Source organism: Haloplanus salinarum (assembly GCF_024498175.1).
GTDB classification, from domain to species: Archaea; Halobacteriota; Halobacteria; order Halobacteriales; family Haloferacaceae; genus Haloplanus; species Haloplanus salinarum.
The window spans coordinates 2,507,102-2,519,862 of sequence record NZ_CP101823.1 but is presented as its reverse complement, the minus strand read 5'-3'; the positions used below and the strand labels follow the sequence as shown (position 1 = coordinate 2,519,862).

General features: G+C 68.6%; 23 protein-coding genes. 8 read left to right on the top strand and 15 right to left on the bottom strand.

Annotation, left to right across the window (positions count from 1 at the left end):
• Positions 1-70: 70 nt before the first annotated feature.
• Both NO364_RS13170 and NO364_RS13165 read right to left on the bottom strand, forming a co-directional pair.
• Entirely contained in the window at positions 71-1,102 is a 1,032-nt protein-coding gene (locus NO364_RS13170) for a dipeptide epimerase (protein WP_157690443.1), read from the bottom strand.
• Entirely contained in the window at positions 1,099-2,145 is a 1,047-nt protein-coding gene (locus tag NO364_RS13165) for an N-acetyltransferase DgcN family protein (RefSeq protein ID WP_157690444.1), read from the bottom strand. Before NO364_RS13165 ends, NO364_RS13170 begins: the two co-directional genes overlap by 4 nt.
• A 115-nt stretch (positions 2,146-2,260) precedes the next feature.
• On the opposite strand from NO364_RS13165, the gene NO364_RS13160 reads away from it, so the two are divergent.
• Complete coding sequence (locus NO364_RS13160; protein ID WP_157690445.1) at positions 2,261-2,740, top strand: SRPBCC family protein; 480 nt, start codon at positions 2,261-2,263, stop codon at positions 2,738-2,740.
• Positions 2,741-2,813: 73 nt separating this feature from the next.
• Complete coding sequence (locus NO364_RS13155; RefSeq protein ID WP_157690446.1) at positions 2,814-3,212, top strand: VOC family protein; 399 nt, start codon at positions 2,814-2,816, stop codon at positions 3,210-3,212.
• Here the strand turns inward: NO364_RS13155 and NO364_RS13150 are convergent.
• Positions 3,206-4,138 (bottom strand): DMT family transporter, encoded by a 933-nt coding sequence (locus tag NO364_RS13150; RefSeq protein ID WP_257627759.1) that lies wholly within the window; start codon positions 4,136-4,138, stop codon positions 3,206-3,208. The two genes, NO364_RS13155 and NO364_RS13150, sit on opposite strands and share 7 nt — an antisense overlap.
• Positions 4,139-4,296: 158 nt before the next feature.
• On the opposite strand from NO364_RS13150, the gene NO364_RS13145 reads away from it, so the two are divergent.
• The 6 genes from NO364_RS13145 (at position 4,297) to NO364_RS13120 (ending at position 8,141) form a co-directional block, all read left to right on the top strand.
• Positions 4,297-4,542: a DUF3311 domain-containing protein gene (locus NO364_RS13145; protein WP_157690448.1), complete on the top strand. Its 246-nt coding sequence runs from the start codon at positions 4,297-4,299 to the stop codon at positions 4,540-4,542.
• Complete coding sequence (locus NO364_RS13140; RefSeq protein ID WP_157690449.1) at positions 4,539-6,035, top strand: sodium:solute symporter family protein; 1,497 nt, start codon at positions 4,539-4,541, stop codon at positions 6,033-6,035. The genes NO364_RS13145 and NO364_RS13140 overlap by 4 nt, the downstream gene beginning before the upstream one ends.
• A 52-nt stretch (positions 6,036-6,087) precedes the next feature.
• Entirely contained in the window at positions 6,088-6,312 is a 225-nt protein-coding gene (locus NO364_RS13135; protein ID WP_157690450.1) for a hypothetical protein, read from the top strand.
• Between the two features lie 511 nt (positions 6,313-6,823).
• The gene (locus tag NO364_RS13130; RefSeq protein WP_257627758.1) at positions 6,824-7,183 is read left to right on the top strand and encodes a hypothetical protein; all 360 of its coding nucleotides are present in this window, start codon (positions 6,824-6,826) and stop codon (positions 7,181-7,183) included.
• A 325-nt stretch (positions 7,184-7,508) separates the two neighbouring features.
• Positions 7,509-7,916, top strand: coding sequence for a hypothetical protein (locus tag NO364_RS13125; protein WP_257627757.1), 408 nt, complete (start codon positions 7,509-7,511; stop codon positions 7,914-7,916).
• A gap of 30 nt (positions 7,917-7,946) precedes the next feature.
• The gene (locus NO364_RS13120; protein WP_257627756.1) at positions 7,947-8,141 is read left to right on the top strand and encodes a hypothetical protein; all 195 of its coding nucleotides are present in this window, start codon (positions 7,947-7,949) and stop codon (positions 8,139-8,141) included.
• A 42-nt stretch (positions 8,142-8,183) separates the two neighbouring features.
• Here NO364_RS13120 and NO364_RS13115 read toward each other — a convergent pair whose 3' ends face one another.
• From NO364_RS13115 to NO364_RS13060, 12 genes are all read right to left on the bottom strand, one after another.
• The gene (locus tag NO364_RS13115; RefSeq protein WP_257627755.1) at positions 8,184-8,366 is read right to left on the bottom strand and encodes a hypothetical protein; all 183 of its coding nucleotides are present in this window, start codon (positions 8,364-8,366) and stop codon (positions 8,184-8,186) included.
• A complete protein-coding gene (locus NO364_RS13110) occupies positions 8,350-8,502 on the bottom strand; it encodes a hypothetical protein (RefSeq protein ID WP_257627754.1) in 153 nt (50 codons plus the stop codon). Before NO364_RS13110 ends, NO364_RS13115 begins: the two co-directional genes overlap by 17 nt.
• Complete coding sequence (locus NO364_RS13105; RefSeq protein WP_257627753.1) at positions 8,499-8,747, bottom strand: hypothetical protein; 249 nt, start codon at positions 8,745-8,747, stop codon at positions 8,499-8,501. Before NO364_RS13105 ends, NO364_RS13110 begins: the two co-directional genes overlap by 4 nt.
• A 3-nt stretch (positions 8,748-8,750) precedes the next feature.
• Entirely contained in the window at positions 8,751-9,134 is a 384-nt protein-coding gene (locus tag NO364_RS13100; RefSeq protein WP_257627752.1) for a hypothetical protein, read from the bottom strand.
• A 2-nt stretch (positions 9,135-9,136) separates the two neighbouring features.
• Complete coding sequence (locus tag NO364_RS13095) at positions 9,137-9,661, bottom strand: hypothetical protein (protein WP_257627751.1); 525 nt, start codon at positions 9,659-9,661, stop codon at positions 9,137-9,139.
• A 1-nt stretch (position 9,662) separates the two neighbouring features.
• Positions 9,663-10,085 carry a hypothetical protein gene (locus NO364_RS13090; protein WP_257627750.1) on the bottom strand — a complete coding sequence of 141 codons (423 nt, stop codon included), beginning with the start codon at positions 10,083-10,085 and terminating at the stop codon, positions 9,663-9,665.
• A 2-nt stretch (positions 10,086-10,087) separates the two neighbouring features.
• Complete coding sequence (locus NO364_RS13085; RefSeq protein ID WP_257627749.1) at positions 10,088-10,633, bottom strand: hypothetical protein; 546 nt, start codon at positions 10,631-10,633, stop codon at positions 10,088-10,090.
• Positions 10,633-10,839 carry a hypothetical protein gene (locus tag NO364_RS13080; protein ID WP_257627748.1) on the bottom strand — a complete coding sequence of 69 codons (207 nt, stop codon included), beginning with the start codon at positions 10,837-10,839 and terminating at the stop codon, positions 10,633-10,635. Before NO364_RS13080 ends, NO364_RS13085 begins: the two co-directional genes overlap by 1 nt.
• A complete protein-coding gene (locus NO364_RS13075; protein WP_257627747.1) occupies positions 10,836-11,282 on the bottom strand; it encodes a hypothetical protein in 447 nt (148 codons plus the stop codon). The genes NO364_RS13080 and NO364_RS13075 overlap by 4 nt, the downstream gene beginning before the upstream one ends.
• Positions 11,275-11,835 (bottom strand): hypothetical protein, encoded by a 561-nt coding sequence (locus NO364_RS13070; RefSeq protein WP_257627746.1) that lies wholly within the window; start codon positions 11,833-11,835, stop codon positions 11,275-11,277. The genes NO364_RS13075 and NO364_RS13070 overlap by 8 nt, the downstream gene beginning before the upstream one ends.
• A 74-nt stretch (positions 11,836-11,909) precedes the next feature.
• Entirely contained in the window at positions 11,910-12,422 is a 513-nt protein-coding gene (locus tag NO364_RS13065; RefSeq protein WP_257627745.1) for a hypothetical protein, read from the bottom strand.
• A 2-nt stretch (positions 12,423-12,424) separates the two neighbouring features.
• Entirely contained in the window at positions 12,425-12,646 is a 222-nt protein-coding gene (locus NO364_RS13060) for a hypothetical protein (protein WP_257627744.1), read from the bottom strand.
• Between the last annotated feature and the right edge of the window lie 115 nt (positions 12,647-12,761).

Sequence of the window (12,761 nt, the reverse complement as noted above, 5' to 3'; positions counted from 1 at the left end):
TCGAAGCCGACACCCACTCCGAGGGCGTTCCCGGCCGTGTGGCCGCGGAGGGATGCTCCGGCCCCCGACGCTATTCGATCGACCGGACGCCCGTCCCCGGTCGGTCCGGAAACGCGACAGTCCCGCCGGCGTAGCTCGGCCCCTCGTAGGGATCCTCGGCGAGCAGGAGCGCCCCGTCGAGGTCGACGTAGTCCATCAGCGGCGCCAGGTGACAGGCGGCGGCGATGGAGGCGGTCGACTCGACCATGCAGCCGAGCATGACCTCCAGGCCGTGTGCGCGGGCGGCGTGGACCATCCGGACCGCCTCGCGGATCCCCCCGCATTTCATCAGCTTCAGGTTCACGATGTCGACGCGGTCGGCCACCCGCGGGACGTCCGGGAGCGTCACGCAGGACTCGTCGGCGGCGACGGGGAGGGCGCTCCGCTCGTGGACGCGGCGCAGCCCCTCGGGGTTCTCGGCCGGGACCGGCTGTTCGACGAACTCGACGCCGAGGTCGGCCAGCCACTCGCTTTTCGCGACCGCCTCGGGGGGCGCCCACGCCTCGTTGGCGTCGACCCGGATCGTCGCCTCGGGGGCCGCGGCCCGCACCGCCTCGACGCGCTCGCGGTCGCGGTCGGTCCCCAGTTTCACCTTCAGGATCCCGTATCCCTCCCCGACGGCCGTCTCCGCCGTGTCGGCCATCGCCTCCGGTTCGTCGATGGCGACCGTATAGGAGGTCGGGGGCGCACGCCCGGGATCGAGACCCAGGTGGCGGTAGAGCGGGATCCCCAGCCGACGGGTCGCGAGGTCGTGACAGGCGACGCTGACCGCGGCGCGGGCGGCGGGGTTGTCGCGGATCGTCCCGCGCAGTCGGCGCTCGATCCGCCCCAGCGCCAGCGGGTCGTCGACCCCCTCGACGGCGTCGAGGAGGGTGGGCAGGACCGCGGTCACGGTGTCGGCCGTCTCCCCGTAGTGGGCGGTCGGGGCGGCGGCGCCGATCCCCGTCTGCCCGGCGTCGTCGCACACCCGGACGACGACCGTCTCAACGTCGGTCCGCGCACCCCGCGAGATGGCGAATTCGCCGTCGATCGACAGGCCGAGTCGCTCGAAGTTCGTATTCATAGCAGGTCGTCGAGTATCTCCTCGGCCCCGAAGCGGATGGGGTCGGTCGCGGGCGCGCCGAGGGCGTCGCCGTAGGCCGCGACGGCGTCCCGGGCCGCGTCGTCGTCGTCGAACGCCCGAGTATCGAGCGCGCCGGCGGCCATCTCCGCCGGCGCGACCGGCGCCGCCAGCGACTCGTAGAGGTCGACGTACGTCTCGATCGGCGGCACGGCGAACGACTCGTAGCCGTGGATCGCCTCCGTGCCCGCGCTGTGGGTCAGGACGAGCGAGTCCGGCATCGAGCCGTGGAGCAGGCTACAGGTCACCCCGGAGTAGGCGGGGTGGACGATCGACCCCTGTCCTTCGACGAAGACGACGTCGTGGTCCGCCGCGGCCTCGAGGACCATCCGTTCGGCGGCGCCGGCGGCGAAGTCGGCGATCGTCCGGTCGATCGGGATCCCCCATCCGGCGATCATGATCCCCGTCTGTCCGGTGGGGACGAACCCCGCGTCGATCCCCCGTTCCCGGGCGGCGGCGACGAGTTCGAGCGTCGTCGTCATCTTGCCCGTGTTGCAGTCGGTGCCGACGGTCAACACCACCTCGGCGTCGACTTCGTGGGCACGGCCCTCGCTCACGGTCAGATCCGCGGGCGGGCGGCGGACGTCGATCAGGTCGACCCCGGTTTCGTCGGCGAGGGCGGCGAACTCCGCGTCGTCCGCGAGGAAGTAATGCAGCCCCGAGATCACGTCACAGCCGGCCTCGATGGCGGTCCGGACGTCCGGCCGCCAGGACTCGTCGAACTCGCCGCCGATGGGTGAGATTCCGATCACCAGCGCGTCCGGATCGGTGCAGTCGAGCGCCGCGTCCATGTTCTCGACGATCGGCGCGTCGTCCACGTCGGGGACGTGGTCGGTGACCGTCCCGCCCGCGTGGGCGCGGTCGAGCACCGCCGCGACCTCGTAGTCCGCGTATCGGAGGACGCCGACGGCCGTCTTCGCCCGGCCGGGGAACTGCTCGTGGGCGAGCACGATCACCGAGTCGTCCGGATCGAGTGTTACCGACATGTCCCCCCCGACGGAGGGATCGAGAATTAATCCCCGGGTTACGATACGCCGCGGGCGGCGCCCGTTCGTGGGGCCGATCCCTGCGCTTATCCGCCGTTCGTCCGTAGGGACGCCCATGGCCGTGTACCAACGCCGGACGCGCGTCGACGCGTCGCTGGATTCGGTGTGGGATTTCCACTCCCGCGTGAGCGGACTGGAGGCGCTGACCCCGGAGTGGATGCACCTGCGGATCGAGGCGGTCGAGGGTCCGGACGGCGACCCCGACCCGGAGATCCTGGAGCCCGGATCGCGCATCGAGGCCTCGGTCCGACCGTTCGGCGTCGGGCCGCGACAGCGGTGGACTTCCCTCATCACCGAGCGCGAACGCGAGGGCGCGACCGCTCACTTCACCGACGAGATGGCCGACGGGCCTTTTCGCCACTGGGAGCACACCCACCGCTTTTTCGCCGACGGATCCGAGACGGTCGTCGACGATCGGGTGGTCTACGCTCTCCCGCTCGGCGCCCTCGGTGAGGCCGTCGCGCCCCTCGCCCGGGTCGGCTTCGAACCCATGTTTCGGTTCCGTCACCGGCGGACGCGCGACCTCCTCGAGTGACCGGCCGGTCGTGAGACGGGCCGCCGCGAGCGGTGACGACAATCGGTATGAAGCCGGCGCCCCAACGCCCGGTATGGACGTCGTCGACCTGGATCACGCCGCCTTCCGCGTGAGTGACCTCGACCGCGCGCTCGAGTTCTACCACGACCTGCTCGGGATGCCAGTCCGCGACCGCGACCGCTACGAGGCCGGGGAGGTGCCCTACGTCGCCGTCGTCGCCGGCGGCCGCCACCTTCACCTCGTGCCGACCGACGAGCCGTTCGACCCCGACGGCGAACACGTCTGTCTGCTCCTCCGGTCGGACGGCACCGGAACCCGGGCGGAGATCGAGGCCCTGCTCGCAGACCTCCGGGACGCGGGCGTCGAGGTGGAGTCCGGGGAACCCCACGAGCGGTACGGCGCCTACGGCCGCGACTGGGCGGCGTACGTTCGCGACCCCGACGGCCGGCGGATCGAACTCAAACTTCACTGATCCGGGCGGCCGGGCGTTCGCGCGGACGCGGTGACGTAGATCCCGGCGAGGACGACGGCGCCGCCGAGGAGCGTTCCCGGCGGCGGGACCTCCGAGAGGAGGACGACCGCGAGGAGCGTACTTCCGACCGGTTCGCCGAGAAGCGAGACGCTGACCACGTGGGATTCGAGATGGCCGAGCGCCCAGTTCACGACGGTGTGCCCGAGGACGCCCGGACCGAGCGCCATCGCGGCGAACAGCACCCACTCGTGGGGGGCATACGAGACGAGGGGGAGGCCCTGCGCGACGGCGACCCCGAGCAAAACGAGCGCACATGCCGTGTACACGACCGTCACGTACGGCAACACCCCCAGTCCGCGCCGGAGCGACCGGCCGGCGAGGTAGTACCCCGCCACCGCCACTGCGCCGAGGAGGGCCAGCGCGTTGCCGTACTGGGCCCCCGTCACGTCGGCGGCCGGTTCGGCGGTCGGATCGACGGCGGCCAGCAACGCCGGGCCGAACGAGAGCGCGACCATCCCGGCGAGAGCGATCCCGATCCCGAGCGCGCCGCGTCGGCTCACGCGTTCCCCGAGGAGCACCCACGCCCCGGCGGCGACGAACACCGGCTGGGCCTGGACGATGGTGACGCTCGCGGCGACGGTCGTGTGATCGAGGCTCTCGAACCAGACCACGAAGTGGACCGCGAGGGCGACCCCGGCGGCGACCGCGACGGCGGCGTCGCGACGCCCGATCCGGGCGAGCGAGAGTCGGTCGCCCCCGTCGACGAGCGGAGCGAGCGCGACGACGGTGAAGGTCACCCGATACAGCGCCTTGATGACGTTCGGGGCGTCGCTCCAGCGGACCAGGATCGCGCTCGTGCTGATCGCGAGGACCGCGACTCCCAGCGCGACCAGCGGCGACACGACACGTCCGTCCGTCCCGGACACACGAACCCGCTCGGCGGGCGACGGTTTACCGGTGTCGACGCGAATCGAAGAGTGCTGTTCCCCTCTTTCCCGTTTCGAAGAAAGTTTTTCTTCAATCTATCTGATGGGGGATTATTCGGCATCATTTACGTAGTTGGAGATACGAATACGATCCAACGATGCGTTCGATACGCGATTGGCTGTGGATCGTGACGTTCGTCGTCCTCGTCGTGTTCTCGGTCCCCTGGTTCCTCTGGGGCACGTCGACGGTGGTCGCCGGGTTACCCGTCTGGCTCTGGTGGCATATCGGCTGGATGGGCGTAGCGGCCGTCGTCTTCGCGCTGTTCACCCGAACCGGGTGGGATCGGTTGATGGGCGTCGACACCGAGGCGGCCCCGCGACCCGACGGGGGTGAGAGTCGGTGAGCCTCCAGCCGCTCGGCATCGTCGTCGCGTATCTCGTCCTCGCGCTCGGCGTCGGCCTCGTGGCCTACCGCGTCGGCGGGAACGACGCCGAGGACTTCTATCTCGCCAGCCGCACCCTCGGGACGCTCGTCCTCCTGTTTACCACCTTCGCGACCCTGCTGTCGGCGTTCACCTTCTTCGGCGGCCCGAACCTCGCCTACGCGGCCGGCCCCGAGTGGATCCTCGTCATGGGTGTGATGGACGGCGTCCTCTTCGCCATCCTCTGGTACGTTATCGGCTACCGACAGTGGCTCATCGGGCGCGCACGCGAGTACGTCACCCTTGGGGAGATGCTCGGCGACCGATTTGCCTCCCCGGGTCTCCGGGGGCTGGTCGCGGGCGTTAGCCTCCTGTGGCTCTTCCCCTACGTCATGCTCCAGCAGATGGGTGCCGGCGAGGCGCTCCGCGGACTCACCGGCGGGGCGGTCCCCTACTGGGGCGGCGCCGCGCTCATCACCCTCTTCATGATCGTCTACGTGATGCTCGCCGGCCTGCGGGGCGTCGCCTGGACCGACACCCTCCAGGGGCTGTTCATGCTCTCCGTGCTGTGGATCGCGGTGGTCTGGATCCTCGGCAGCCTCGGCGGCCTCGGCGCGGCCACCCGCGGGATGGTGGCGGCCAACCCCGAGTTCGCGTCCCTCGGGGGCGGCCTCTACACCCCGCAGTTCATCGTCTCGTCGGCAGTCACCATCGCCTTCGGCGTGACCATGTTCCCGCAGATCAACCAGCGCTTCTTCGTCGCGAAGTCCGCGACGGTGCTGAAACGCTCGTTCGCCCTCTGGCCGGTGCTCGTCCTCCTGCTTTTCGTCCCGGCGTTCATGCTCGGGGCGTGGGCGGCCGGCCTCCCCATCGAGGTGCCCGAGGGCGCGAACGTGCTGTCGGTCCTGCTGAGCGAGTACACCCCCGGGTGGTTCGCGGCGCTCGTCGTCGCCGGCGCGATGGCGGCGATGATGTCCTCCTCGGACTCGATGCTCCTCTCGGGGTCGGCCTACTTCACCCGTGACCTCTACCGCCCCTTCGTTCGCCCCGAAGCGAGCGACCGACGCGAGGCGTGGATCGCCCGGATCGGCGTCGCCGTCTTCGCCCTCCTCGCGTTCGTCGCCAGCCTCTCGCGACCCGGCACGCTCATCGAAGTCGGCGACACCGCGTTCTCCGGGTTCGCCCTGCTCGCTCCGCCCGTCATCGTCGCGCTCTACTGGGAGGCGACGACCCGCGACGGCATGCTCGTCGGCGTCGCCGTCCCGCAACTCCTGTATCTCGCCCACGTCCTCGTCCCGGCCACGCCGGTCGAGGTCGGGGGCGCGACCGTCTCCCTCCTCGCGCGCTCCTACGGCGGGTGGGACGTCGCCCTCGCGTTCATGCTGCTCGCCGCCGCCCTCACCGTCGGCGTCTCGCTCGTCTCTTCGCCCTCGATCGACGAGGACGCGACCCGCTTCGCCGTCGGCGGCGACTGACGTCCCGTCCGCCATCCGACACCCTGATTGCCGACCCGACCGAGGTCGACCCATGAGCGACATACTCGACGACGAGGCGGCGGCGAAACTCGTCAAGTACATCCGGGAGAACGACCAGCCGAGCCCGCATTTCCAGGCGACGATGATCAACTTCGTCTGGTCGCTCCACCAAAGCGACGGGAGCCTGGAAGAGATCCCCCTCGCAGACGGCGAGATGGAGGAGATCTTCCACTCCCTGCCGACCGACCCGGAGAAGGAACTCCAGTACACCGAGTGACGCGTCGGCCCGCGAACGACGTGTCGCCCGCTCGTGCGGAGCATTGAAGCCCCCCGATCCCGTCGTTCGTCGTGGCGTCCGCTTAGGATACGGAGGCCCACGCGGACCCGACGCCCTATCGTCGGGGTCCGTTTCTGATACTCGGCGTCCGATCTCACACGACATACCCCGTCAGCATCGCGGCTACCGTCGGCTACCCACCCAAGGCGACGAGCCCGTCCCGAAAACGAGTCCGCCCTCCCCGATCTGAAACGCGTGAGACTCCCGCTGGTCGTCTCGCTGTTCCCCGCTCGCTGTGCTCGCGGGGACGGGGGGCAAGCCGATGCCCCGTCGACCCCACATCGACTGCAGGAAAAGTCCGCCCTCCCCGCGGGCAACTTCTGTGAAGCTAACTCGGGGTGGTCGGCGTGAGACGGTACTGTCCGGCCTGCGGAACCCGTCTCGTCACGACCACGTCCCGAGGTGGACTCAAACGCCGAACCTGTCCGGAGTGCAACGGAGGGGATCGACGGTGAGCACCGAGCGCGTCGGCGGTTACCCCGACCTCGACCTCCCCGACGACTTCGGCGACTCGACGAGCTGGCAACGCGCCCGCGACGAGGAGACGACGATCGAGCCGATCAACCGCGCCGAGTGGATGGTCCGCGTCGGTGACGGTGACCGTCACCGTGTCGTCTTCGGGACGCGGAGCGGACAGCCCGTCGGCGAGTGCGACTGCAAGGGCTACGCGCACCACGAGTGGTGCGCCCACCTCGCGACGATGCTGCTCGCCTACGTCCGCGAGGAGATCGTCGTCGCCGACCTCGACGCCGATCCCGACGAGGAACTGGCGATGCTCTGGCGCCAGTACCGGCAAGGAGGTGAAGCGTGACCCGTCCACGCCCGTCGTCGAGCCACCGTCGTGCCCACCACCGGGATCGGGCCCCGGAGTGCCCTACCTGCGAGACGAACCTCTTCGTCGCCGCCGACCGCGGGCGAGACGGTGAGCGGCGTTGTCACCACTGCGGATGGACCACCACCTTGGACGACGGTGGCGACGGTGACGGGTCGCGCGCACACGGGCCCGCACGCGAGAGTGCTCCGCACAACCCCCAGGGGGGTTGTGCTACGCACACCGTTTGTCGGGACGAATCGCAAGACGGGGACGAGAACGACCGCGTAGCACACGACGGTAGTTTGTGCTACGGAGGTGTCCGATGAGCAACCAACTCGCCGGCGAGGAGAAGATGAAGAGCCCGAGCGTCCGCGTCCGCGCGGACCTCCTCGACGACTTCGACGACGCCGTCGAGGAAAGCGAGCGGTGGAACTCGCGGAGCGAGGCGATCCGGGACTTCATGGCGTCGATCGTCGAGGACGGTGCTGAGGATCCCGACGGCCGGGTCCCGCCGGTCGACGACGAACTCGCCGAAGCCTACGACGTGTTGCGGACGCTCGCCCCGGAGAAGTACGTGACCGAGGACCGCGTGTTGTCGGTGCTCGCCCAGCAGCAGGGGATGAAAAAGCCCGTCGCTCGGCAGAGGCTCATCATCCCACTCGTCGACCTCGGGTACGCGAAGCGAACGAGCAACGTGATGGGCGATACGGCGGTGAAGGCACTACAATGACCCGGCTACTCTCCTGTTCCGGTGATCGGGATGAGTGACGACGACCTCATCTACGGCGGCGAGTGTCCGGTGTGTGGCGACGAGTTCGTCGACGGGATGGACGAGTTCGACGAGGGAGAGAGCTACGAGGCGCGAGTGTGCATCGTCGAGAGGCCGCCGGAGGGCGAAGAAGGTGGGTCGATGCTGATTCACCGAGACGGCTCGCAAGCCGGAGACGACGGATAACTGAATCTCCGGAAAGGACGCAAGGCCGAACGTTCCGGAACTCTATTTTTCGATCCCGTCGACGACGTCATCGGCTACGGTATCCGACCGGATCACCTCGTCGCCGTCGGGATCCTCGACGACGACCGCGCCCGGCTCGTACCGACGCAGGAGGATCGGATCGGGCCACCGAACGTGTCTCGGGACGATCGCCCACTCCGCAGGTAGCTCACTCGGCACCGTCACCACCCCACGGGGACGCTCGTTTCATGACCCGCTTCGCGTAGCCCGCCCACCGCCAAGGAGAGGTGAGCAGCGCGAGCAGGAAGGCCCACAGGGGCACCGGGTGGTAGAGCCACGCCGGGGCGTCGGCTGCGATCATCCCTCCGAGCCCTCCCGGTCGTCGACGTGGACGATCCGCGGCCGGAGCGCGTCGACCGCGGAATCGTCGACGTCCAAGTCGTCACGGAGCCGATCGTCGTCGACGTCGTCGCGACGCTCGGCGAGGGCCACGACCGCCGCGGCCACCGTCTCGACGCGGGGACGGAGCCGGAACACCAGCATGGCGAGCACGACGACGAAGGTCGCCACGTCGACGGGCGATCCCAACCAACCGACGTCGATCATCGTCTATTCAGCCACCCCCGCGACGATCGTCAGCAGCGGGCGGGCGAGCCACAGTCCCGCGCCCAGGACGACCAGGACGACGACGACGATCGTCGCCTCGTCGAGCCACGACGGGCCGACCGACGTCGTCCGATCGACGATGATGTCGATGACACCGCCACCCGGTTCGTCGTCGAACTGGCGGCCGATCGGAGCGAAGACCTCCGCGCCGAACGTGTCTGCGATCGACTCGTCGTCCCAAGACGGATCCTCGGGGACGTCCGTCTCACCGCCCGGGGACGAGCCCGGGAGATAGGTGTCCGGGTCTGCGATGCCGCCGCCCGGAACGTCATCGAACTGGCGATAGAGTGCGCGGTCGAGGCCCCGAGTGAAGTCGTCCCACGACACGGTCAGATCCTCCCGAGGACTTCGCGTCCGATGGTCACGCCGGGGATCGTTTGACCGATCGACCCGACGACCCCGGAGGTGGCTTCGTCGAGCGGATCGGAAGAGTCCGATCCCCCCGAAGAGTCCGAGCCGCCGGATCCGTCGACCGTCGTCTCACCGGAGTCTCCGCGCCAGTTGATCCCGTCGTCCGCCGGGCCTGTCGATCCACCCGAGTCGGTGGAGCCATCCGAGTCGGTGGAGCCATTCGAGGGGCCACCGAAATCGTAATCGTCAGGGTCCCACTCCGGGCTGGTGGGGTCGTCGGTCGGATTGTCGAAAACCCACCCGCCATCGCTCGGGACCGTGGTGTCCGGCTCGGAGATCCCGTCGACGTCGGTGATCTCGTCGTTGTCGCCGGACGATCCGGTCCCGCCGATGAAGATAGGTTGAGCACCGGACCTGCCGACGACGGCGTAGATCACGGCCGCGACGGCGGCGAGCGATGCGACGACTGCGATGCCGCTGTCGGTGGTCTGGTTGGTAGCCATGTCAGTCACTCCCCACTAGGACACCGACCACCGCGACCGCGGCGGCGGCGACCGCGAGGATGCCGACGCCCGACCCTCCGCCCGAGGACGTCGGCACGACGATCTCCCGGACCGACTCGCCCGTGCTCGACGACGTCGACGTGTCGGTGGTCGTCGGATCCGGGGACGACGTCGTATCGGTTGACGTCGGGGTCGGCGACGATCCGCCCCCATCGAACGACTCTTCGTCGACGACGTCGCCGGAGTCGTATACCCGGTCGCCTTCGAGGGCGAAGGTGTCGTCTTGGTCGGCGCCGCCGACGACGATGTCGGTCCGCTCGTCGGCCTCGCTGGCGTCGTAGGTTGCCTCGCCGACCTGCGTGACCTGCGTGTCGCCGGTCGGGATGAGCGATCCGTCTTCTGCGATGATAGCGTTCTGTGCCATGATTAGTTTCCTCCAAGTACTGCGACCGCGCCGGCGGCGAGCACCACGATCACCGCGACGGTCGTGCCGATCATGCCGCCACCGTCACCTCCCGACGAGGTGGACGTCGGCGGGCTCGACGACCCCGAGGACGGATCGGCCGGGTCATCCGGGACCGGGTCGCCCGCCGGGCCGCCGCCCGCGAGGGCATCCTCCTCGTCGAGCGCGGGCGCCGTCTCGGGACGATCCGGGGTCTGGACGTTACCAACGTCGAATCGCTCGACGACCTCGCCGTCGATTGTCACCGCGTATCGTCCCGACTCAGACGGCATCTGAAACCGTAGCGCGCCGTCGCGCTGTACCTCGCCGAAGTCGTAAACGGACCCTGCCGGATCGCCGTCGACGAGCCGAACGATCCGGTAGTGTCCATACCGGCCGTCGCTCGCGAAGCCGATGTCGAGTTGAGCCTGCTCGCCGGGGGCGTGGTTGTGCCTGTCCTCCCCGATGGTCTGACCGGTCCCGCGGACGCGCTCGCCGGGAAGGTGGGACGTGATCGAGACGCGGGCCACTACTGACCCTCTCCGTTGCTGCGGTCGGGGCCACGGGCCCAGTCCGGGGGGCCACGTCCCTCACGGGCCGATCGTTCGACGTCTTTCTGCCTCTCCTTGTCACCTTCGAGCAACGCCGACCGCTCGGCGTCGGTGATGACCCCGTTGCTGTGCAGCGTCTCGATCAGCGCGCGGACCCTGCGGAAGTTGGTTAGTTCTCTGCTCATCTCTGCTTGATGTTGTGGAAGTGCGGCACGTTCGATTCCCTATGCAGTTCGACCTCCCCGACGGTCAGTTCCGCCCCGGACTCTTGGAGCGATATATTGACCTCTTGGACGTGCTCGGACCACGCCAGTTCGAGCCACCCTGTCGAGGATGGGGTGGCGCCGTCGAGGAGCACGTTATCCAACTCGGGACGGACGCCATCGGCCTCGATGGGGCCGGCGCTTGTGATGCTGGATATGTAGACGCGGGCCCCGTCGGCCCACCCGGTTTCCACCCGAAATTCACCGCCGTCGGTGTGGGTAAGCGTGTCTCCTGTCGACGTATCTCCGTCCGTGGCGTTGCTGGTGAATCCGAAGCTGTTGAAGAGTGTCGGGGAGACATACTCATCATATATCGGCGGGTTTTCGGCGGTCTGATCGGGCACAGAGGGAGCGAAGTCACTCACCGGCCCACCCCCCGGCCACGCGTTGCGTGGCGTCGGTCGGGTTTTGGATGGCGACCTCGTCCGCCGAGTACGAATCGATGGTCGACTTGCTGTCGACCGGGATCGTGACGACGTCGCCGTCCTCGGTCGTGATCTCGACGTCGACCTCGGTGTTGACGATCGAGAGGAGTACCTGCTGGATCGTCTCGGCGGGATCGATCGTGATCGGATACGTCGACGTGTCGAAGTCGCCCCCGCGGTCGTAGGTGTCGGTCTGGACCGACGTCGAGACGGTCACGGCGCGTTCGTTCGATCCGTCGATCCGGATGTTCGGGACCACACGTACCGACGCGTCGACGTCGGTCTGGGATCGGCCCCACAGCGCGACGCCCCGGTCGAGTTCGCCGGACTGGATCGCCCCGGCGCGGAGCGGGAGCCCCGCGACCGGCTGGGCCGGCTTGTCCCCGGGATACAGGTAGATCGGGGCGTCCTCGACGACGACCGAGTAGTCGTCCTCGAGCGTCGACGGGACGAGTTCGACCCACTCGTCGCCGGGGACGTTGCGGCTCGGCATTACTCACACCTCCCGATGCTGTCGCTCGCGGTCTGGTTGTCGATAAAGTGGGTCATGGAGTGGTTACCTCCGGGTTAGCCCACGACGCCGTAACCGAGGTGCAGGTCGGAGTCGTTGCCGACGACCTTGCCGTCGGCACCCGACCGGGCTCGAAGGCGGAGTTCGAGGTGGCGGTCCTCGCTCGCTCCCTTGTAGTGCTCCGGGAGGATCGGTCGCTCGGTGCGCGGGTCGGCCTTCGCGTCGGCGAGGTCGCCCGCGTCGGGGTTGATCGTCGTCTTGGCGATCGTGTCCTCCTGGGTGGAGTCGGTGATCGCGAGCACGACGTCGGCGTCCCGGATGACGTTGCCGTCCGTACCGGTGCCGGATCCGCTGGCGAGGAACTCGCCGTACACGAAGTTGGCGTTCCCGGCGTCCCGGTTGTCGGGGCCGTACCCCCACACGTAGCCCTTGTCGGCGGGCACCTGCGTCGACCAGATAGTGATTTCCTGTCCGGCCTGGAGGCTCCGGTCGTTGAGCTCGGACTCGTCGATTCGCTTCGTCGAGAGGCGGCGGCCGAAGTAGTACCGCGGGATGAGGTCCTGGCTCATGGTTAGAACAGGGGATCCTCCTGGCTGTCTCCGCTCGTCGGGTCGATACCGACGAGGTTGGTGATCGTACTGTTCGCCTGCTGTGCGAGATACCCACCGACGTCTCGAAGCCACACGAAGGCGGCGAAGCCGACGGCGACGACGACGAGCGTCATCACGATGGACGACGCGTCGTCATCGGTGTCGACTTCCTGGTCGGTGAACGGAATCGGTACTTCGGGCATTCCGGCTCGACGTAGGGGCCGGGCCGGAATAGTCGGCGAACGGTACGGTTCGACCTATTTAACTCCCGAACGGTTAGGGAGAATCATGCTCGGAGCCCTCGGGGGTGTGACGCTC